At 65.6% G+C, this 21294-nt stretch carries 18 protein-coding genes and 1 pseudogene; 11 read left to right on the top strand and 8 right to left on the bottom strand.

Features of this window, described 5'->3' with window-relative positions; translation table 11 throughout:
• Positions 1–64: 64 nt before the first annotated feature.
• Positions 65–1093: a tryptophan--tRNA ligase gene (gene trpS / locus KBX07_RS02970; protein ID WP_256022974.1), complete on the bottom strand. Its 1029-nt coding sequence runs from the start codon at positions 1091–1093 to the stop codon at positions 65–67.
• A 139-nt stretch (positions 1094–1232) separates the two neighbouring features.
• Between trpS and KBX07_RS02965 the strand changes: the two genes are divergently transcribed.
• Positions 1233–2315: a YhjD/YihY/BrkB family envelope integrity protein gene (locus KBX07_RS02965; protein WP_256022973.1), complete on the top strand. Its 1083-nt coding sequence runs from the start codon at positions 1233–1235 to the stop codon at positions 2313–2315.
• Positions 2316–2319: 4 nt separating this feature from the next.
• Here KBX07_RS02965 and KBX07_RS02960 read toward each other — a convergent pair whose 3' ends face one another.
• Positions 2320–3624, bottom strand: coding sequence for a D-alanyl-D-alanine carboxypeptidase family protein (locus KBX07_RS02960; protein ID WP_255994488.1), 1305 nt, complete (start codon positions 3622–3624; stop codon positions 2320–2322).
• A gap of 147 nt (positions 3625–3771) precedes the next feature.
• Here KBX07_RS02960 and KBX07_RS02955 point away from each other — a divergent pair, with 147 nt between their 5' ends.
• Entirely contained in the window at positions 3772–4518 is a 747-nt protein-coding gene (locus KBX07_RS02955; protein WP_256022962.1) for a VIT family protein, read from the top strand.
• 177 nt (positions 4519–4695) lie between these two features.
• Here KBX07_RS02955 and KBX07_RS02950 read toward each other — a convergent pair whose 3' ends face one another.
• From KBX07_RS02950 to KBX07_RS02940, 3 genes are read right to left on the bottom strand one after another with little or no spacing between them, the layout of a single operon-like run.
• Entirely contained in the window at positions 4696–5934 is a 1239-nt protein-coding gene (locus KBX07_RS02950; RefSeq protein WP_256022960.1) for a hypothetical protein, read from the bottom strand.
• A gap of 21 nt (positions 5935–5955) precedes the next feature.
• On the bottom strand, positions 5956–6954 hold the full coding sequence (locus KBX07_RS02945; protein WP_256022959.1) for a C40 family peptidase: 999 nt from the start codon (positions 6952–6954) through the stop codon (positions 5956–5958).
• Positions 6951–7235, bottom strand: coding sequence for a hypothetical protein (locus tag KBX07_RS02940; protein ID WP_256022957.1), 285 nt, complete (start codon positions 7233–7235; stop codon positions 6951–6953). The genes KBX07_RS02945 and KBX07_RS02940 overlap by 4 nt, the downstream gene beginning before the upstream one ends.
• A 70-nt stretch (positions 7236–7305) precedes the next feature.
• Between KBX07_RS02940 and upp the strand changes: the two genes are divergently transcribed.
• From upp to KBX07_RS02905, 7 genes and pseudogenes are all read left to right on the top strand, one after another.
• The gene (gene upp / locus KBX07_RS02935) at positions 7306–7941 is read left to right on the top strand and encodes a uracil phosphoribosyltransferase (RefSeq protein WP_256022955.1); all 636 of its coding nucleotides are present in this window, start codon (positions 7306–7308) and stop codon (positions 7939–7941) included.
• 51 nt (positions 7942–7992) lie between these two features.
• Complete coding sequence (locus KBX07_RS02930; protein WP_005286363.1) at positions 7993–8400, top strand: helix-turn-helix domain-containing protein; 408 nt, start codon at positions 7993–7995, stop codon at positions 8398–8400.
• A 106-nt stretch (positions 8401–8506) separates the two neighbouring features.
• The gene (locus KBX07_RS02925; RefSeq protein ID WP_256023206.1) at positions 8507–9691 is read left to right on the top strand and encodes an amidohydrolase; all 1185 of its coding nucleotides are present in this window, start codon (positions 8507–8509) and stop codon (positions 9689–9691) included.
• A 74-nt stretch (positions 9692–9765) separates the two neighbouring features.
• A complete protein-coding gene (locus tag KBX07_RS02920; RefSeq protein WP_256018228.1) occupies positions 9766–11172 on the top strand; it encodes an NAD(P)H-quinone dehydrogenase in 1407 nt (468 codons plus the stop codon).
• A 224-nt stretch (positions 11173–11396) separates the two neighbouring features.
• Positions 11397–11627, top strand: a pseudogene (locus tag KBX07_RS02915) (MmgE/PrpD family protein); the annotation flags it as partial.
• 113 nt (positions 11628–11740) lie between these two features.
• Entirely contained in the window at positions 11741–12868 is a 1128-nt protein-coding gene (locus KBX07_RS02910; RefSeq protein WP_256022954.1) for an ATP-binding protein, read from the top strand.
• Positions 12869–12919: 51 nt separating this feature from the next.
• Positions 12920–16411 (top strand): pyruvate carboxylase, encoded by a 3492-nt coding sequence (locus KBX07_RS02905; RefSeq protein ID WP_256022952.1) that lies wholly within the window; start codon positions 12920–12922, stop codon positions 16409–16411.
• Here the strand turns inward: KBX07_RS02905 and KBX07_RS02900 are convergent.
• Together KBX07_RS02900 and KBX07_RS02895 are read right to left on the bottom strand one after the other, a co-directional pair.
• Positions 16408–17004, bottom strand: a complete 597-nt coding sequence (locus KBX07_RS02900; protein ID WP_256002357.1) for a response regulator transcription factor — start codon at positions 17002–17004, stop codon at positions 16408–16410. The two genes, KBX07_RS02905 and KBX07_RS02900, sit on opposite strands and share 4 nt — an antisense overlap.
• Positions 17004–18161 carry a sensor histidine kinase gene (locus KBX07_RS02895; protein ID WP_256002358.1) on the bottom strand — a complete coding sequence of 386 codons (1158 nt, stop codon included), beginning with the start codon at positions 18159–18161 and terminating at the stop codon, positions 17004–17006. Before KBX07_RS02895 ends, KBX07_RS02900 begins: the two co-directional genes overlap by 1 nt.
• Positions 18162–18272: 111 nt before the next feature.
• Here KBX07_RS02895 and KBX07_RS02890 point away from each other — a divergent pair, with 111 nt between their 5' ends.
• Both KBX07_RS02890 and KBX07_RS02885 read left to right on the top strand, forming a co-directional pair.
• The gene (locus KBX07_RS02890; protein ID WP_256022951.1) at positions 18273–19253 is read left to right on the top strand and encodes an ABC transporter permease; all 981 of its coding nucleotides are present in this window, start codon (positions 18273–18275) and stop codon (positions 19251–19253) included.
• Positions 19253–19894 carry an ABC transporter ATP-binding protein gene (locus tag KBX07_RS02885; protein ID WP_256022949.1) on the top strand — a complete coding sequence of 214 codons (642 nt, stop codon included), beginning with the start codon at positions 19253–19255 and terminating at the stop codon, positions 19892–19894. The genes KBX07_RS02890 and KBX07_RS02885 overlap by 1 nt, the downstream gene beginning before the upstream one ends.
• Before the next feature lie 144 nt (positions 19895–20038).
• Here the strand turns inward: KBX07_RS02885 and KBX07_RS02880 are convergent, their stop codons facing one another.
• On the bottom strand, positions 20039–21148 hold the full coding sequence (locus tag KBX07_RS02880; RefSeq protein ID WP_256022948.1) for an HNH endonuclease signature motif containing protein: 1110 nt from the start codon (positions 21146–21148) through the stop codon (positions 20039–20041).
• Positions 21149–21294 lie beyond the last annotated feature (146 nt).

The following is a 21294-nucleotide window of genomic DNA, read 5'->3' as shown; positions in this document are numbered from 1 at the left end:
ATCCCCACCAGCCGCATGGGCGTGAGGTGGGGAGTGCGGAACGAGCAGGTCAGCCTGTAGGCGACTACCTCTTCGGGGCGAGGAAACCGATGTGGCGGTAGACGCTGTCGAGCAGCGGCGCTGCGACCTCGCGTGCGCGCTGCGCGCCCTGAGCCAGGATGTCCTCGAGCTGGGCGCGGTCGGCCATGAGCTCGTCGTAACGCGCGCGCAGCGGGGTGGTGAACGCCTCGAGCGCATCGGCGGTGTCGACTTTGAGCGCGCCGTAGCCCTGGCCGTCGTACTTGGCCACGAGCGTGTCGATGCTCTCACCCGTTAGGGCAGACTGAATGGCCAGCAGGTTGGACACGCCCGGCTTCGTCTCCCGGTCGAAGGCGATAACGCCGTCGTCATCGGTGACCGCGGACCTGATGCGCTTGGCGGAGGTCTTCGGCTCATCCAGCAGGTTGATGATGCCCTTCGGGTTCGAGCCCGACTTGCTCATCTTCGCCGTCGGTTCCTGCAGGTCGTAGATCTTCGCCGAGCCTTCCGGAATGAAACCCTCCGGGACAACGAAAGTCTCTCCGAAGCGGGAGTTGAAGCGCTCCGCTAGCGTGCGGGTGAGCTCGAGGTGCTGGCGCTGGTCCTCGCCGACGGGCACGAGGTGCGGGGAGTAGAGCAAAATGTCTGCCGCCATGAGCATCGGGTAGGTGAACAAGCCGACGGACGTGCGGTCCTGGCCCTGCTTTGCCGACTTGTCCTTGAACTGCGTCATGCGGCTTGCCTCACCGAAACCGGTCAAGCACTGCAGCACCCACGTCAGCTCCGCGTGCTCCGGCACATGCGACTGCACAAACAGCGTGGACTTCTCCGGGTCAATGCCCAGCGCAATGAGCTGCGCACAGCCAGCGATGGTGCGGGTGCGCAGCTCCTCAGGGTTCTGGTCCACCGTAATGGCGTGCAGGTCCGGAATGAAATAGAACGCGTCGTAGGAGTCCTGCAGGTCGATCCACTGCTTGAGCGCACCAAGGTAGTTGCCCAAGTGGTAGGAGTCCGCAGTGGGTTGAATGCCGGACAGGACGCGCTGCTTTTCATCGTGAGTGCTGGAGCCAGTCATGTGGCCTAATCCTACTCAGCGCATGAAAACCGGGTGATCTCGCGTGCGCCGGAATACCCTATGGGAGACATTTGCACGCTACTGTGGGAGACCGATGTCATCACACCCTGTCGTGTACCCCTGAAAGGAACAATGACGCATGGCCACCTCCACTTCGCCCCGCACGGGCTTCACGGATGAGCAAGGGATCGAGCGCGCCCACCCGACCCAGCAGGACGAAGGGTTAATGGGGGATGTCAAAGATAAAGCCCCCGTCGTCGCCCACGCGATGCGGATGAACGAGCGGTTCGCGGCCAATGGCGGCAACCAATTCGCTGCGGGCATCACCTACTTCTCTGTTCTGTCCCTTTTCCCGCTGGCTATGCTGCTGTTCGCGGGCCTTGGTTTCTTCCTGGCAGCGCGCCCGGACCTGCTGGATCAGATCACCGAGCAGATCACCAACTCAGTCGAGGGTGAGGCCGGTGAGATGATCAACAGTGTCGTTGAATCCGCGATCGATCAGCGCGGCGCCGTTGCCGGCATTGGTTTGCTGACCACCCTCTGGTCTGGCCTGAGCTGGATGAACCACTTGCGCGCCGGCATCAGCGCGATGTGGAACCTCGATGCCAATGAAGGCGGCAACTTCGTGATGAAGAAGTTCTGGGACCTGATCGCCCTGATCGGGCTGCTCGTGCTGTTCATTGTTGCGTTTGCGGTCACCGCCATCGGTGCGTCCAGCTTCACGTCCACGCTCATGGAGCGCCTGGGCATCGGCGACTTCCCGGGTGCACGCTTCTTGGTCTGGCTGGTCGGTTTGGCCGTCGGTGTCCTGGCGAACTTCCTGGTGTTCTGGTGGATGATCGTGTTCATGCCGCGCACCAAGGTGCCGATGCGCGCGGGCCTCAAAGGCGCACTGATCGGCGCGATCATTTTCGAGCTGCTCAAGCAGTTCTCCACCGTGATCATCGGTTCCGCCACCGGCAACCCGGCCGGCGCCATTTTCGGCCCGATCATCTCGCTGATGGTCGTGCTGTACCTGGTCTGGCGCATCGTCTTGTACGTCTCCGCCTGGACGGCCACGTACCAGGAATCCCTGGCGCTTGAGGAGCCGAACGTTCCGGAACCCGCCGTGATCAACATCCGCGCCGGCGTCAACGACGAGGACAACACAGGCCGCAACATCGGCATCGGCGCCGCCATCGGTGCGATTGGTGTGGCAGCGGTTTCACTGCTCACGCGCTAGCTGCTTATCGACGGCGCGACCGCACCGACAACCACGTCCCCACGGCCGCCAGTACGAGCCCTCCAACGAACACAGCCGCGGCCTGCCACGGAATTCCAGTAGCGGCGAAGCGCCCAGTACGTGAGTCGGTGCCGGTTTCGTCTGTGATGGGGGTGCCGGTTTCTGTGGGGTTGGCGGTGGCGTCGTCAAGCGATGCGACAGCCTCGGACGAGGTGAACCTGTAGCTTTCGTGCAGCAGCCGCTGTGCCTGCTCCCACGCGCGCGCCTCGTCCGCGGTGGTGTCTAGGACGACCGCCATGAGCCTGCGCCCGTCGCGGTCAAGTGCGCCGACGAAGGTGTGGTGTGCGTCATCGGTGTAGCCAGTCTTGCCGCCGATGCCGTCCGGGTCGTTCAAGTAGAGATGGTTGTCGTTGTAGACGTCGAACGGTTCGAAGACGGTGCCGTCTGCTGCGGTGTAGCCGGGGAAGGGGTACATCTCCGTTTTGATGATGTTCGCGAACGTGTCGTTCTCGTACGCGACCCGGTACGCCAGACCCATGTCCCACGCGGAAGTGGACATGCCGGGCGCGTCGAGGCCCGAATAACTCGCGGCGTAGGTGTCCTTCAGATTGAGCTCGCGGGCCTTCGCGTTGATCTTCTCCAAGGTGGCTTGATCCCCGCCGAGCTCTTGGGCGAGGGCGTGGGAGGCATCGTTGCCGGACACCATGAGCAGGCCGTGCAGCAGGTCATTGATAGTGTACGCGCCGCCGGCGCCGATGCCGACGGCGGAGCCCTCCTGACCGGCGGATTCTTCGCTGACCGTGACCTTCTTGTCCAAGGGAAGCTCGTCGATAGCAACGAGCGCAAGCAGCACCTTGATGATGGAGGCCGGCCGGTAGCGGCCATGCGGGTCCTTCATCGCAATGACATCGCCCGTATCGACGTCCGCCACCATCCACGCCGCGGACACCACCGCTTCATCGACCGTGAAGCCGTCCGGCGTGATGTACCCGCACGGGCCGTCGTAGGTCACCGGCAGCGGCGTCGGCGACGCACTGCCCGGCGCCACGCGTTCCGACGTGCTCACAGGCTCCGGCGGCACCGTCGCCTGGGGGCAGTTGTCCGTGTCCGGGGCTTTCTCGCGCGAGGGAGGGGTGTACTCGGTTTCCGTGACCGTTTCGGTGACGGTGGCGTCGTTCACGGCCTGCCCGTCGTAGCCGAACAGCCCGTCCTGAGCGGCGGCGAACGGGACTGTCAGGGGTGCTGCCGCAATGGACGCTGCGGCAAGAGCAGCGGCGGTGCGGGGCGCGGCATGTGAGTACGTCTTCATCGTCAGCCAAGTGTAGGCCGTGAGCTGATGGTCCTGGCGGTTGCCCGCACCGAAGCTGAGCCTAACCTCAAAAATACTGCCTGACCTGCAGTTAGTTAGTGCTTGCTTGCTTGCGCCCCAAGTTGGCAGCGGGGTAGACCTTGAAGCATGAAGACAACCGAAAGCACGAACGCCGATCACTCCGCGGACGAATTCCCGGAAGTCGAGGTGAAAACCCACGGCATGGGCGAGAAACTGAACCGCCTGCGCGCAGCCGTCCTGGGCGCCAACGACGGCATTGTCTCCGTCGCAGCCGTGGTCGTCGGCGTTGCCGGAGCGACGTCGAGCATCCGCGAGATCTCCACTGCCGGTATTGCGGCGCTCGTCGGTGGCGCGATCTCCATGGCGCTAGGGGAGTACGTCTCCGTCTCCTCCCAGCGCGACGCCGAAAGGGCCGCGATTGAGACCGAACGGAAACTGCAAGAAGCTGACCCGGATGCAGAACTCACCCATCTGGTGCAGGCCTACAAGAACTCCGGCCTGTCCGAGGAAACAGCTATCGCAGTGGCACGGGAGCGTACCGCCCTCAACCCGCTGGCCGCCCACCTGGAGATCCACTACGGCATCGACGAGGAAGACATTGTCAGCCCCTGGTCGGCCGCGATCGCATCGTTCTTGGCGTTCTTCGTCGGCGCGGTCCTACCGCTCATCGCCATCGTGCTCGCGCCGGCATCAGTGCGCGTCGCGGTCTGTGTGGCCGTGACCTTGGTGGCTCTGGCGATTACGGGTGCGATCTCCGCGAAGCTCGGTGGCGCAAAGGCCAACCGGGCAGTAGTCAGGCTCGTCGTCGGCGGCGGGCTGGCGCTGGCCGCGACCTTCCTGGTGGGCATGCTCTTCGGCACCACGGTTGGCTAAGCGCAGACCCGTTGGGTTCGGGGCGCAGACCGGGTAAGCGGATTTAGATTGCATCGTTGTCTCGGCAACGAAATCTGACCTGGGGTTTTGGCGCTACATAGAGCGCTCAATGTGAACGAAATCTTGGGGGCCCAGGACGCCCCTAGAGCCGCGCGCTCAGCCCGCCCGCGTGAGAACCTAGAATTTGGAGAACCTCTTGACCAGCATCTCCTCGAGCTCCTTCCACGCTTCCGCCTTGTCGGTGAACGGGGCGGATGGCACGTAGCCGGCGGCCTCGGTGGAACCCATCATGTAGGCGAGGTAGTCCTGCATGCGCGGGTTGGACAGCAGGAAGGAGTTCAGGGAGTCGTCCTTGGCCCAGTCGGCAGCGTCAGCCATGAGCTCGTAGGCCTTGGTCATCTGCTGGGTGTCTACAGCATCGACGCCCTTTTCAATGTCGGTGGCGATGCCGTTGAGGGAGTAGGAGTTGTCGGCGTGGACATCGACCTCGAGTTCGCCGGCGTTGGCAAGCGTCATGATGTCTTCCCAGGTGGACACGCCTGCCAGGTCGTGGTCGTCATTATCGACGATCCAGCGCAGCAGGTGCTTGGCTGTGGGGAAGGTGAAGATCTCCCCGTACTTGCCCAGGAACACCGGAGCGCCACCCACGTACGTGCGCAGCGTGTACACGCCTTTGCCCTGGACGGTCATCTTCACCGGGTCGATACCGGCATCGGCCCAGGGAGAAACGTCGTACGGGTCGGCGGCGGCGCGGGTTTCCTCGGCTTCCTGCTCCGCCTTGGCGCGTGCCTCTTCACGGGCAGCGGTGGCGGCGGCGATGCTCTCGCCCGCCTTCTCCACGCGCGTGGAGTCCAAGTCCTCGTTCTCCACCACGCGCACAGCGCCGTCGAGGGATTCGACGACGTCTTTCCAGTTGGTCAGCACTGCACGGCCAACACCGGTCCACTCGTCCATCCCGTTGGGGCCCGAGTAGTGCTCGTGCCCGCGGTGAATGTTGTTCAGGATGGAGTGGGACGCGAAGAAGATGGATGCGGTCTCGGCGCCCGCGACGTCGGCAAGCGAACGCGAAATCTGGAACACGCGCGAGGCGGCGGAGACGTTTTCGTGGCTGGGGCGGCCGGCCAGGAAGTGGGGTAGGCCGATGATGTCGTACTCGTTCTTCTCCGCGGGCACGACGCGGTCGTCGCCGCGCGCCTGGAATGCGTCCCACTGGGGGTGGTCTGCCAGGTCGTGCTCGGCGTGGTCCTCGAGGTACACCAGCAGCGCTTCGGGGCTGGTGAACGCCAGAATGTCATCCTTGTCGCCGAAGAAGGCCTGCCACTCGGAGCCGCCCTGGCGCCATGTGGGAGCCCAGAGGGTGTAGAAGTCGCCGTCGGTCAAGGAGATTTTCACCGGCAGAATTGCACGCGTCGTCATGGGCAATCACTTTACCTAGGGTCATGCCGTCGGTCGCCAGAACCCCTTGAACGGCATGCCGATGTTTTCTGTGCGGACCGGGTTCATTTGCACCGGATCGCCAGCTTCAACCATCATGCCGTCGCCGGCGTACATAGCCACATGCCCGGACCACACCACAAGGTCGCCGGGTTGTAGCTCCTCATAACTGACTTGTTGTCCCACCGCCTGGTTCTCCGCGGTGCGCGGGATCTCCACCCCGGCCTGCTTGTACGCCCACGACGTCAATCCCGAGCAGTCGAATCCGCCCGGTTGCGATCCGCCCCACACGTAGGGCGTTCCCATCTGCGATTTCGCCGCTTCCACGGCTGCGCGCCCGGCGGCACTGCCTCCTTCACTCTCCCCATCGGGAGGTGCCGTGTCGCCAGCCGGAGGTGGAGGAACTTCGGCGGATGCTGCGGCCGGCGCAGTCTCCGGTGCGTCTGCGAGTTCGCGGAGTTCCTGTTCCGCCGCCTGCGCTTCCGGCGGTGCGACAAGTGGCGGGCGTTCCAACGCGCGCGCCACCACCGTGTCCAGGCGCTCAGTGAGAGGAGCGAGGTCTTGCTCGAGTTGCTCCACACGCTTGACGACGTCCGCCAGCGCCCCTCCCACCAGCCCCGCCATCCGCCCTATCGCCATAGGGGCGGTGAGTGGAAACATGGCTCCGAGCGCGAACGGGGCGGCATCAGTGAGCAAGCGTTGCCCGATCATGACGATGTCCGCGGAGGCCGTAGCGACATGCGGTACTGCCTCGCGCACAGCGGCGTCGATTGTTTCACGGTCGGCGGTGAGCGCTGTCGCGGCGTTGTTGATCGTGCTCGGGTCCGCCCCGACAATCTCCGCCAGTGGTGTTACCGAGGTGAAGTCGGGTGTTGCGGGAAACGACATATGCGGCAGCGGCTCTGGAACGGCCTGCATGATCGCGTGGATGCCCTGTTCAATCTGCGAGGCCCAGGGCGCCGTGCGTGTCGGGGACAGAAGTTCGTTCAGGAGTTGCGTCATTGCTGGATTCTCCCGAACGCGTCGCCGGTGGCCCAGTCGGTTCGCTCAGCTGCCGTGACCAGCGTATCCATAGTGCCTGCGGTGCGGCGGGCTTCGGCGGCGAGGAGTTCGGCCTGATGGTTCGCGGCATCAACGGCGGCAGATAAGGCCGCCGCGAATCCGGCGACGGGGCCGGTCGTGGGTAACGGTGGGAGGGTGGTGGGGGTGGTCGAAGAAGCGTCGTTAAGCAAGCGCTCGATGTGGCTGCGTGCGGTGGGCGGATCCAAGATGAAATCGTGCATGCCATGTTGGACTGCTTTTGACCCGCTTTCGGTTCCCTGCAGCGCGAAATTTCTGGTTAGCATGTCGAATATGCAGATCACAGTGATCGATCACCCGCTGGCCACCGCGCGTTTGACCAAGCTGCGCGACGCGCGCACCAACAACTCCGGTTTCCGCGCCGCATTGTCGGACTTGGGCGCAATGCTCATCTACGAAGCGTCCCGCGCGCTGGAGGCCGAGACCTTCGACTGCGTCACCCCTGTTGGCACCGCCGTAGGTACGCGGTTGAAGAACCCGCCGATCATCGTTCCCGTCATCCGCGCCGGGCTGGGGTTGGTGGATCCGGCGCTGTCGATGATCCCGGACGCGCAAGTCGGCTTCATCGGGCTGGCGCGCAACGAAGAAACGCATGAGCCCGTGCCGTACCTCGAAGCGCTTCCCGACGACTTAGCGGGCCAACCCGTCTTCCTCGTCGACCCCATGCTGGCCACCGGCGGATCGCTCGTGCACGCGATCAACCTGCTCACCGACCGCGGCGCCGACGACATCACCGTGATCACTGTCGTTTCCGCGCAGCCCGGCGTGGACCGCATTGCGGAGCTGGACGCCCCGATTCGACTGGTCACCACAGCGATCGACCCGGGGTTGAACCAGGACGCGTACATCGTGCCGGGCCTGGGCGATGCCGGTGATCGGTTGTACGGCCCGCGCAACATCGATCTGTAGTAGTCTCAGAGCGGAAACAATCGATGGGGGATCGGTAAAGGGGGCACCACCGTGAGCGATGCCAGCGCAGCTAGCGGGGCCAGCGAGAACAGCGAAATCTTGCCGGACGCCAAATGGGCGAGCTACGGGTACAGCCTGTCCGCGCGGCTGAAGTCGGTGCGCACCATGCGCGGCGTGAGCCAACAGCGCCTGGCTGACCTGTCCGGACTTTCGCGCAGCCAGGTGTCCAACTTAGAGCGCAACCACAACAACAGCCGCCGGTCCAACGACCCGAACTTGAGCACGATCTACCGCCTGGCGTACGCGCTGCGCGTGCCGCCCGTGCTGCTTCTGCCAGGCGCTGGGGAAGAAGTGGGGGAGATCTGCTGGGACAGTTTCGGCCCGCAGGATGTCAGCGCGCTCAACCTGGAAATTCTCTGGCCAGCCCGCCCCGAGGACACCCGGCCGTTCGCGCTGTAGAAGCCGGCCAACCCCAACTGTCTGTACAGCTTGGTCTAGTACTACACTTCCACAGGTACCTGTCGCACTGTCGTGCATTGTCCGGGAGGGTTGTTCCGTGGAAAAAGTGGGGTTGTCGGCCCAGATTGACTCGTGGTTTGCCGCGCACCGCGACGAAGTCATTCAGTGGCGCAGGCACCTGCACTCCCACCCGGAGGTCTCCCACCACGAGATTGACACCACCCAGTTCATCGCCGAGTGTCTCCGCGAGCGCGGCTTGGAACCGCACCTGTTCCCGGAGACCGGACTGTACGTCGATATCGGGCCGGAGAGCGACGAAAAGCTCGCCTTCCGCGCCGACATTGATGCCCTGCGCGTCGAGGAAACGACCGGCCTGCCGTTCGCGTCGCGCACCCCGGGTGCCTCCCACTCGTGCGGCCACGACGTGCACACCGCGATCTCCCTGGCGCTGGCGTGCGCGCTGGCGGAGATTGACGTGCCCTTTGGCGTGCGCGTCATCTTCCAGCCGGCGGAGGAAGTCATGGACGGCGGCGCGCCCGACGTGATCAAGTGGGGTGGTCTCGATGGCGTGGCCTGCATTTATGCCGTCCACGCGGAGCCGAAGCTGCGCGTCGGCCAAATCGGCGTGCGCACCGGGGCGATCACCTCGGCCGCCGACGTGCTGCGCATCAACGTCACCGGCCCCGGCGGCCACAGCTCGCGCCCGCACCTGACTAACGACATCGTCTACGCCCTGGGCAGCCTGGTCACCCAACTGCCGGCGCTGCTGACCCGCCGGATCGACCCGCGCACCGGCACCGTGCTGGTCTTCGGGCAGATCGAAGCCGGTTTTGCCCCCAACGCCGTGCCGAAAACAGGTCGCGTGTCCGGCACGATCCGCACCCAGGACATTGCGACGTGGCGCACGCTTGAGCCGCTCATGAGCGAGCTTATCGACGCGATCATCGCCCCGACCGGCTGCTCCCACGAGCTCGCCTACACCCGCGGTGTGCCGCCCGTGATGAACGACGACGTGGCTACTGCCGCTCTCGTCGAAGCGGTGCGCAGCGTCGACCCCCATGCCATCGTCCAGGCCCCGCAGTCCAGCGGCGGCGAAGACTTCTCCTGGTATCTCGAGCAGGTGCCCGGCTCCATGGCGAGGTTGGGGTGCTGGCGCGGCACCGGTAAGAAGTACGACCTGCACCAGGGCGACATCGACATCGACGAACGCTGCATTGACGTGGGCGTGCGCCTGTTCGGCACCATCGTGGAACGCTTCGCGGATTCGGACCGGGGGCCCACCGGCGCGTAATGGCCTTCGTGGCTACAGTGGTCTAGCGAGAATCTGACCGTTCGCAATTCGCTTTTCGCAACAGGAGTTTTCGCATGTCCAAAAAGATCGTGATCATCGGCGGCGGCCCCGGCGGCTACGAGGCTGCGTTGACTGCGAGCCAGTACGGCGCGGACATTACCCTGATTGAGGCGCTCGGCATGGGTGGTTCGGGCATTCTGCGCGATGTGGTGCCGTCGAAAGGCTTCATCGCCGGCACGAACATCAAGACGGACCTGCGCCGCGCAGACGCCATGGGTCTGCGCCACGGCTTGGGTCAGGTCGATCTGTCCATTCCTGCGCTGAACAACCGCGTTGTCGCGCTCGCCTCTGAACAGTCCCGCGACATCCGCGCCCAGCTTGAGCGTTCCGGCGTGCGCATGGTCACCGGCCGTGCCCGCTTCGCCTCCGAGCAGGCGGGCCACACCACCCACCGCGTCAAGGCGGAGCTTGCCGACGGCACAGAGGAAACCTTCGACTGCGACATCGTCCTCATCTCTACCGGCGCTTCCCCGCGCGTCCTGCCGAAGGCGAAGCCCGACGGCAAACGCATTCTCAACTGGCAGCAGATGTACGACCTCATCGAGACCCCGGAGCACCTCGTCGTGGTCGGTTCGGGCGTGACGGGTGCGGAGTTCGTCTCCGCCTACGCTGAGCTGGGCGTGAAGGTGACCATGGTGGGCTCGTCCGACCGCATCCTGCCGCATGACGATGCTGACGCCGCTGACGTCCTCGAATCCGTCCTATCCAACCGTGACGTCACCCTGGTCAAGGATGCCCGCGTGGAGAGCGTGGAGAACACCGGCCAGGGCGTCATCGTGCGCACCAGCGACGGCCGCGAGATCGAAGGCTCCCACTGTCTGATGTCCATTGGTTCGGTGCCGAACACTAAGGACCTCATGCTCGAGTCCCAGGGTGTGGACGTCACCCCGTCTGGCCACATCCACGTCGACCGCGTCTCCCGCACCAACATCTCGGGCATCTACGCCGCCGGCGACTGCTGTGACCTCATGCCGCTGGCATCGGTAGCTGCAATGCAGGGCCGCATCGCGATGTATCACGCGCTGGGGGAGGGCGTGGCACCGCTGCGCGTGCGCACCGTCGGCTCGGCCGTGTTCACCCGTCCCGAGATCGCCGCTGTCGGTATCACCGAGGCGGAGATCCGCAACGGCGACTATGACGCCGACATTATCAAGCTGGACCTGCCCACCAACCCGCGCGCCAAGATGCGCTCGTTGAAGACTGGTTTTGTGAAGATCTTCTCCCGCAAGGGTTCCGGCCAGGTGCTCGGCGGCGTCATTGTCGCCCCGACCGCGTCCGAGTTGATCCTCTCGCTCACCATCGCGGTGACCAACAATCTGACCGTTGCGGACTTGGCCAACTCGATGGCGGTCTACCCCTCCTTGTCGGGTTCGATCACGGAGGCGGCGCGCCGGTTGGTGCACAAGACCGACCTCAACTAGCGGCCGTTCGCCTTTCACAGTTCGCCTTTCACGCCGACCTGCGGGTTTGTCCGTCGGCGAACCGCGATAGGCGAACCATGAAAATCGAACCCGGCCCGGCCAAGAAAACCCGGCCATTCCTCTGTGCGAAATTATTAGTTCACGCATACTAAGCGCACGAACTCCCGGCTGTCCGGCGTTGTCGGCGCAGCCCCACCCGAAGCGCTTGAGGAGGCCCGCTCACCATGATCAACCACAAGGTGCGCACGCACCGATCCGCCGAAAACTTCCCGTATGAGGAACACCTGGCCTACAAGGTCGCCCAGGTCGCCGCTGATCCGGTAGAAGTACCGGCGGAGACGATGGAGGTGATCATCAACCGCATCATCGACAACGCCGCGGTGGCGGTGGCGTCGGTGGTGCGCCGGCCGGTCACATCCGCACGCGTGATGGCGCAGGCGCACCCGGCGAACCAGGCTGCAGGGGAGGGGGCGAAACTCTAAGGAGTATAAAAACGCTTGGCGCGGGGTAGTATAAGGAGTATAAAAGGCTGGTAGGCCTGGTAGGTGGCGTGTGAGAGGAGATCACCATGGCTAACCCGTTCATTCCGACATTCGGTGTCTCACCGATGGTCTTTGCCGGCCGCGCGAGCGTCGTGTCGTCCTTCGGCCGCGGGCTCGACGGCGGGGTCGGCGACCCGCGCCGGGTGCTGCTGCTGAGCGGCCCGCGTGGCATCGGCAAGACCGTCACTTTGAATGAGCTGGAAGACGAAGCGAAACGCCGCGGCTGGGTCGTGCTCCGGGCTCACCCCAACGCGGTGGTTCATCCCCTGGTGGACACCGTCATCCCGCAAACGCTGGCCACGCTCCGTGAGCGGCCGACCGTCAAACGGCGCATCACCGGGATCAGGGCCAGCGGGTGGGGCATTGAGACGGAAGTGGACACCAGCCGTAAACCGTCTGCTTCTCTCATCTCCTCGCTCAACGAGCTTTCGCGCGAACTCGTCCCGGACAGCGGCATCCTCATCACCGTCGATGAGGTGCAATCGGCTGACCCGGAGCAGCTGTGGGAGCTCACGGCGGCGATCCAAGACCTCATGCGCGACAACCACAACGTCGCCTTCGCCGCGGCGGGGCTGCCGGAAGGAATCGGGGCGCTGCTGCAGCACCCGGGCACGACGTTCCTGCGGCGCGCGCAGCACGCGAACCTCGGGCCCATGACCCCGCAGGACGCCGCCGACGTGCTGGTCCAAACCGCCGCAGAAGGCGGGGTGAGGTTCAATCAAGGCGCGCTCGACGAGGCAGTGCAGCTCACCCGCGGCTACCCGTACCTGGTGCAGCTCGTCGGCTTCCACCTGTTTGAGCGGGCGGCAGCAGGAGGCAGTGTGGTCGAGTCGAACGACACGGGCGCCGTGACCCCGGACGTGCTGGAAACACTCGGGCAGCTCGTGCATGAGCCGGCGCTGCGCGGCGTCCCGCCGAAGCAGCATGAATTCCTTGTGGCTATGGCTCAGGTGCAGCACGGCAACGAGGCTGTCTCCGTCAGTGACATCGCCGATGAGCTAGGGGGAACCCTGCAATCGCAGTCGATGGCGCGCAAGGCGCTGCTCGACCGGGAGCTGATCTACAGCCCGCGGCGCGGGTTTCTCAATTTCACCATCCCGCATATGGGGTACCACCTGGGCAATGCCGGCATCAAGGACACCGGTTGGGACTAGGATCGGGAAGACAGTCCATCCTTTACCGATCCAGGGAGACGAAACCCCACCATGACCACCCCGCAGACGACGAGCCTCCCCGATCCGACAGATCTTCCCACCTTCTCCAAGGTGCTCGTGGCTAACCGCGGCGAGATCGCCGTGCGCGCCTTCCGCGCCGCCGTGGAGACCGGCGCGAAAACCGTCGCCGTGTACCCGCGCGAAGACCGCCACTCCTTCCACCGCCCGTTTGCGGACGAGGCAGTGCTGATCGGCACGGAAGGCCAGCCGGTCAAGGCATACCTCGACATCGAGAGCATTATCGACGCCGCGAAGCAGACCGGCGCCGACGCGATCTACCCCGGCTACGGCTTCCTGTCGGAGCGCGCAGAGCTGGCGCGCCGCTGCCGCGAAGAGGGCATCAAGTTCATTGGCCCGTCCGCGGAAACGCTCGACCTGACCGGCGACAAGGCCGCTGCAGTCCAGGCCGCCGAGCGTGCCGGCCTGCCCACGCTGAAGGACTCCGAGCCATCCTCTGACCCTGCTGAGCTAGAAAAGTTCGCTGAGGACTTCGAGTTCCCCGTGTTCGTCAAAGCGGTTGCGGGTGGCGGGGGACGCGGGATGCGTTTCGTCGAAAAGCGCGAGGACCTTGCTGCGCTGGCAGCAGAAGCCAGCCGCGAAGCTGAAGCCGCATTCGGCGACCCGGACGTCTACATCGAGCGCGCCGTGATCAACCCGCAGCACATCGAGGTGCAGATCATGGCTGACGCGCACGGCAACGTGGTGCACCTGTTCGAGCGCGACTGTTCCGTGCAGCGCCGCCACCAGAAGGTCGTCGAGATCGCGCCCGCGCAGCACATCACCGAAGAGCAGCGCCAGCGCATCTGCCAGGACGCGGTCAACTTCAGCAAGGAGATCAACTACGAAGGTGCGGGCACCGTCGAGTTTCTTGTCGACGAAGCCGGCAACCACGTCTTCATCGAGATGAACCCGCGCGTGCAGGTCGAGCACACGGTGACGGAGGAAGTCACCGGCATCGACATCGTGAAGAACCAGATGTACATTGCCGCCGGCGCCACCTTGGACGCGCTGCACCTGCGCCAGGAAGAGATCTCGGTCCACGGCGCGGCCCTGCAGTGCCGCATCACCACCGAAGACCCGAAGAACGGCTTCCGTCCGGATGCCGGCACCATCACTGGCTACCGTTCGCCGGGCGGTGCGGGCGTGCGTCTCGACGGCTCCGTCGCCGTCGGCACCGAAATCACCCCCAACTTCGACTCGTTGCTAGTGAAGATGACCTGCCGCGGCCGCACCTTCCAGGTCGCCGTCGACCGCGCGCTGCGGGCGCTCAAAGAGTTCGCCGTGGACGGTGTGTCCACCAACATCGGCTTCCTGCGCGCGCTGCTGAGCGAGCCGGACTTCCGCTACCAGCGCATCAACACCGGCTTCATCGCCGACCACCCGCTGCTTCTCGACGCCCCATCCGCCGCCGACGACGCCGAGAAGATCCTCAACTACCTGGCCACCGTCACGGTGAACCAGCCGAACGGGCCGTGCCCGTCGACGCTGCAGCCGTCGAAGAAGTTGCCGCCGCTGGACTATGGTGAGCTGCCGCGCGGTTCCCGCGACGACCTGCTCGAGCTCGGCCCCGCGAAGTGGGCGGAGAAGCTGCGTAACCAGACCGCGCTGGGCGTGACCGAGACGACGTTCCGCGATGCGCACCAATCGCTGCTGGCCACGCGCGTGCGCACGAACACGCTCGTCGCCGCGGCAAAGCACGTCGGCCACCTCACCCCGGATCTGGTGTCGGTGGAGGCGTGGGGTGGGGCGACCTTCGACGTCGCCATGCGCTTCTTGCACGAGTCGCCGTGGATGCGTCTCGACGAGCTGCGCGAGGCCATGCCCAACGTCAACATCCAGATGCTCCTGCGCGGACGCAACACCGTCGGTTACATCCCGTACCCGGAGTCCGTCACGCGCGCGTTCGTGAGCGAGGCTGCCTCCAGCGGCATCGACATCTTCCGCATCTTCGACGCGCTTAACGACGTTACCCAGATGCGCCCGGCCATCGACGCGGTCCTGGAAACGAACACCACGGTTGCTGAGGTCGCGATGGCTTACTCCGGTAACCTGCTCGACCCTGCGGAGGACATCTACACCCTCGACTACTACCTGCGTTTGGCCGAGGAAATCGTCGAGACCGGTGCCCACGTCCTGGCGATCAAGGACATGGCTGGCCTGCTCCGCCCGGCCGCAGTCGCGAAGCTGGTCACTGCGCTGCGGGAGCGTTTCGACCTGCCCGTTCACGTGCACACCCACGACACCGCAGGCGGCCAACTGGCCACCTACCTGGCGGCGGCAAACGCTGGTGCCGACGCCGTCGACGTCGCCTCCGCGCCGCTGGCGGGCACGACCTCGCAGCCGTCCATGTCGGCGCTCGTGGCCGCCTTTGCCAACACCGAACGCGACACCGGCATCTCGCTGCAGGCCGTCTCCGACATGGAGCCGTACTGGGAGGCAGTGCGCGCCGTCTACGCGCCGTTCGAGTCCGGCATCCCGGGCCCGACCGGGCGGGTGTACAAGCACGAAATCCCCGGCGGCCAGCTGTCCAACCTGCGCACCCAGGCCAAGGCGCTGGGCCTGGCCGACCGCTTCGAGCTTGTCGAGGACTACTATTCCGGCGTCAACGAGATCCTCGGCCGCCCCACGAAGGTGACGCCGTCGTCGAAGGTCGTCGGCGACCTGGCCCTCTACCTCGTCGGCGCGGGGGTGACCCCGGAAGAGTTCGCGGAGAACCCGCGCAAGTACGACATTCCCGAGTCCGTCATCGGCTTCCTGCAGGGTGAGCTGGGCACCCCGCCCGGCGGCTGGCCGCTGCTGCGCGAGAAGGCGCTGGCCGACCGCGCGCCGGTGGACCGCACGGTGCAGGTGCCCGACGACCTGGCAGCCGAACTCGCCGCAACGGACGGCTCGGACAACTCAGCTGACGCTGCGGATGCCGGCGAGGCGCAGAAGCGCCGCCGCGTCGCCCTGGACAAGCTGCTCTTCCCGAAGGAGTACGAGTCCTACCTGGAGCACCGTCGCCTTTACGGCATCACCGACCAGCTCGGCGACAAGGCCTTCTTCTACGGCCTGGAAGAGGGAAAGGAAGTGATGATCTACTACGGCGAGATCGACTCGAAGCAGACACCGCTGGTCGTGCGCCTGGACGCGATGAGTGAGCCGGACGAGAAGGGCATGCGCCAGGTCATCCTCACCGTCAACGGCCAGGTCCGCCCGATGACGATCCGTGACGAGAACGCAGAGTCCACCGTCGCCGACGCCGAGAAGGCCGATCCGAGCAACCCGAACCACGTCGCCGTCCCGTTCGCCGGGGTGGTCACCATCACCGCGAAGGTGGGCGACACGGTCAAGGCGGGCGACCCGATCGCCACGATCGAGGCGATGAAGATGGAGGCTGCGATCTCCGCGCCGCACGACGGCACCGTCGAGCGCCTTGCGTTCACCCAGTCGACGAAGGTCGAAGGCGGCGACCTGGTGGCTGTGGTCACCGCGGGCAGCTAGATGATTCTGCGCTCCCGCGCCTTATCGACGGCCGCCGTGCGGTTATCCACGCCCAACTTCGCATAGATGTGGATCAGGTGAGTCTTCACCGTCGCTTGCGAGATGAATAACGCCTCGGCGATGTCACGGTTCGACATGCCGGTCTGCAGCGCTTTGAGCAGTTCGATCTCGCGGCCGGATAGCGCCTCGTCCGGCTTGAGCACCCGCTCGGCGAGCGTGTTGGCGACCTGCGGGGACAGGGTGCGTTCGCGCTGTGCGGCGGCAACGACGGCGTCGTGCAGCTCGTCCTCCGGCGCGTCTTTGAGCAGGTAACCCATCGCGCCGGCTTCGACGGCCGCAACGACGTCCGCCTGGGTGTCATACGTGGTCAGGATGAGCACGGGTGGCCCGCCCTCAGCCACGAGCCGGCGGGTCAGTTCGATCCCGTCGGCGCCGGGCATCTGGATGTCGCTGACCACCACATCGACGTCCGCCGGGACCTCGGCCGTGCCGTCGGAAGCCTCGGCGACGACGTCAATGTCGCCGAATGAGTTGAGGACGGCGCGCAGGCCGGCGCGGACGATGGGGTGGTCGTCGATAAGCATGACGCGCATTAGGCTCCTTCCAGCGGCAGCGATGCTGCGAGCACGTTGCCTTCGACGGTGAGATCGCCGCCGGCTTCTTCCACACGCGCACGCAGCCCTTTCAGCCCGTAGCCTTCCGGCCCGGTGATGCCGCGGCCGTTGTCGTAAATGTCGACGGTCGCGTGCGCCCCCAGCTTATCCACCGTCACCACCGTCAGCGTCGCCCCCGCATGCTTGACGACGTTACTCAGCCCCTCCCGGACCACCCGCTCCACCACCGACGCAACCGGCTCCGGCAGGTCGACCGCGTTCACGCGGACCTGAAGCGGAGTGCCGAGAGCTTTCTGGCGGGCTTCAGCGGAGCGGGCGAGGCGCTCGATACGCGCGGTCAGCGGCTCCTTCGCGCCAGAGCCAGTCCTGGCTCCAACTTCAGGCCCAGCTCCAGCTCCAGTGCTGCCCCCTGAGTTGCTGGTGACGAACCGGCGGGCCTCCGCCAAATTGTCGGCTGCTGTGTCGTGGATGATGGCGAGGGTGTCGCGGGAGGGGGCGTCGCTAAGCTGCTTGTCCAGCGAGCGGGCGAGCAGCACGATCGAACTGAGCCCCTGCGCCATGGTGTCGTGGACCTCGCGGGCTAGGCGCGCGCGCTCCTCCGCACGTCCTGCCTCGTGCTCGGCGGCGGCGAGCTCCAACTGCGCGGCGCGAAGATCCGCGGCGACCTGGCGGTAATGCTCCGCCTCCGCCCGCAGCGCGCGGTACGCGTGCACGATGCCGACCGCCAACACCGTGCCGATCGTCGGGCCGATCAACCCGCCCACCCCGTTCGCCGGGACCGTCACCGACAGCGTGAACGCCAACAACCCCGCCGTCACCGCGATGCCCCACCACGTCGGCAGCACAAAGCACGCCACCATCACCAGTGGGAACTCCAGCCACACGAACGACGGCGACAGCAACGCCAGCGCCACCCACACCGCAATGACCACCGCCAGCCACACCGCCGCTTGCGCCTGCGTGTACGCGCCACCGCGGTTCTGGTGCACTGTGCCGAACAAATACACAGCCGCGAATGTGCCCGCGGCAGCGACAGTGAGCCAGTCCCGCGTGCCTACGAGACCGACAACCAACAGCACAGCCACCAACACGTGCAAGCTCACGCGCAGAGTGGCCAGAATCCGGTGCGACGTCATGCGCGCAACCCTATCCGCTTGCTGGCGCATGCTTGATCAACCGATCGGTTGATCGCGATTTCAACCACCCGCCCGATGTGTAAGAGTGCAGGTCAGCGCCACAATTGAGGCATGTTCGTGGGAACCAGAGAAATCAGGAAAGCAAAGGGGCGCTTCGGGCTCATCGTGGGCACCGTCGCGCTGATCACCCTGCTCGTCGCCGTGCTCACCGGGCTGACGTCGGGCCTGGGCAAGCAGAACACGTCCGCGCTCGAGGCGCTCGCACCGCAGTCCGTTGTTTTCGAGGATCCGTCGGAGCCGTCGTTCACCACCTCGCGCGTTGGGGCGGAGGCAGGCACGGAACCGCTCGGCACGGGTCAGACCCTCATGCAGGTCGACGGCGGCGACGAAGAATCCGTCGCCGTGCTCTCCCTGCCGCGCGGCACCACGTTGCCCGGGGGAGAGGTCCTGGGCGACGGTGCGGTCGCCTCGGAGTCGCTCGGCCTTTCGCGTGACGACGCCCTGCGCCTCGGCCCCGCCACCACCACCGTCGACGCCGTGACCGCGGACCTCCACTTCTCCCACACCCCGGTGCTGTGGGTGCCCACCGAGACCTGGCAGGAGGCCTTCCATACCGACGCCGACGGCACCGTGCTGCTGTCCAACGACCCTGACCGCGCCGACGGCGTCTCCCTTACCGAGTCCTTCCAGGGTCTGGCGGCGTACTCCTCCGAGCAGGGCTCGCTGAAGATGATCCAGGGCTTCCTCTACGCCATCGCTGCGCTGGTGATCATCGCCTTCCTCACCGTGTGGACGATGCAGCGCACCCGCGACCTGGCCATCTTGAAGGCCATCGGCGCCTCCAACACGTACTTGCTCAAAGACGCGCTCGGCCAGTCGGCTGTGCTGCTGCTCGTCGGCGTGCTCATCGGCGGGCTGGCAGCCTTCGGCATCGGCCTGGCCATGGCCGGCACCGCGCCGTTCACTCTGTCGGCGTCCGTGATCGGTGTGCCCCCGGTCGCCGTGTGGCTCCTAGGCATGGCAGGCGCGCTGCTGGCCACCCGCTCGATTACCAAAGTCAACCCCCAAAGCGCACTCGGAGGTGTCGCATAATGCTCGAACTCACCAACGTCACCGTGTCCTTCCAGGACGGCGAAGAGCGCCGCACTGTCCTGGACAACATCAACTTCACCGCGCAACCGGGCCAGCTCACCTTCATCGTCGGCGAATCCGGCTCCGGCAAGTCCACGCTGCTGTCCGTCGCAGCCGGGTTGATCACCCCGGACTCCGGCACCGCCACCCTGAACGGCCGTGAGGTCAACGACGCTGCGCGACGCGACCACATGGGCATGATCTTCCAGCAGGCCAACCTGATTAGCGCCCTCAACGTCCGCGACCAGCTGCTGGTCACTGATCACATCCGCGGCATCAAACCCCGTAAGGACCGCGCGGATGAGCTGCTGGCCACCGTCGGTCTCGACGGCCTCGGCGACCGCGACATGCAGGCGCTCTCGGGTGGCCAGCGCCAGCGCGTCGGCATCGCGCGGGCCTTGATGGGCTCCCCGGAGCTCATCCTGGCCGACGAGCCGACTGCCGCCCTCGATTCCGACCGCTCCCATGAGATCGTCGCCCTGCTGCGCCGGCTTGTCGACGAGCATGGCGTCGCCTGCGGGTTTGTCACCCATGACCGCTCGCTCATCTCCACCACCGACGAGGTCTTCGAGATGGACGAGCACACCCCAGCCTTCGCCTAACTTCGCTTAACTCTGCTGTCAGGCACGCCGACTAGCCCGTCTGCCGCATGCGCGGGACGGGTTTCGGTGTTTTCGGCAGCAGAGCGTTCGCGTGATACGGCAAGTGTCAAGTGTTGCGGGCGGCGGCCGCGTTTCTTTGCCGGGCTAACTGGTGGCAGTCGCGGGCCGCTTCCTCCAGTGCCCGAAGAGCGTGTGCATCGCACCGAACGGGTGGCGAGTGTTGGTCCGCGGGTAACCGGTGGGGGAGACCCAGACGTGGCGGCCGCCTCGAATTTCGATGCGGCCGCGTTTGCGGATGTGGTCATCGTCGTCGTTAACGCGGTTGTGGTACTCGCACAGGACCGTCAGATTGTCCATATTGGTCAGGCCGCCGTTCTTCCACGCTGTAGCGTGGTGGATTTCGCAGTGGTCGGCGGGCCGGCGGCAGTCGGGGCTTGCGCAGATCGGTTGGGTGGCCTTGGCCAGGGTGCGCTGCTTTTCGCTGGCGAAGCGTTTGTCCCGGTAGTGGTTCAGCGGCCCCTCGGTGGGGTGGAACAGTGCGGCCTCGATACCGTAGGCAGGGCCAGCGAGGAACCGGTTCACAAAGTCTGCACCGCTCATCGTGGTGCCGTCGCTCAAGCCCAGGACAACATCATCACCGTCGCCGGCGATAACGCGCGCGAGCTCCGGCGCCGGGACGAGGACGAGCGGCCGGGGAGCAGCGGCAGGCACCCCAGCCCCGGAGCGCATCAGGTCTTCGAAGGCGGCGGCCATCTGCGGCGCGGCAGGCTTGTCACGGTTGATGCCGCCGCGTAGCGACGCCTCCAGGTCGGCCATGACGTGCTCGTCAGCAGTGATGATCGCCGTGCGCAGGCCATTGCGCGACAGGCCGAAGTGCGCCCCCTTGACCGGCTTTGCCTCCTTGGCGGGGACGATAGTCTTGGCGTAACGCGCGAGGGAGGCGCAGGTGGTGGCTGTGGTGGCGGCGGCGTCGATAAGCGCCAGGCGATAACGCGCGCGGGCGCTGTCGGAGGCTATGTGGCGGATGCAGCGCCCGATCTGGGCGAGCATGTCGATGCACACACCGGATTCGACCGCGGCCGTGACCGTCTCGGGGGTGGCGGTGGTGCCGTAGTACGCGGCGTGGACGAGGTGCAGCTCCGTCACCCTGGCAGGCGACAGGCCGGCGGCGAGGAACGCGGCGCGGTTGAAGCTGGAGAGGTCCTCGAGGCCGATGCCGGTGAGGAGCTCAAGAAGCGGGCTGGATTGGCTCATGCCTCGGACGCTAACCCAGCTCCACCGGGAAGGAAAGGCCTAGCGCCGAGCTGTGGAAAGCGCGCAACGCGGCAAATAAAAGTTCCAGGACCAGCGCAAAGTTATCCACATCCGGCGAACTTTTTTCGCCCGCAGGGAACCGAAAC

The organism is Corynebacterium sp. CCUG 70398, assembly GCF_024454055.1.
GTDB classification, from domain to species: Bacteria; Actinomycetota; Actinomycetes; order Mycobacteriales; family Mycobacteriaceae; genus Corynebacterium; species Corynebacterium genitalium.
This window is presented reverse-complemented; position numbering and strand designations above follow the sequence as displayed.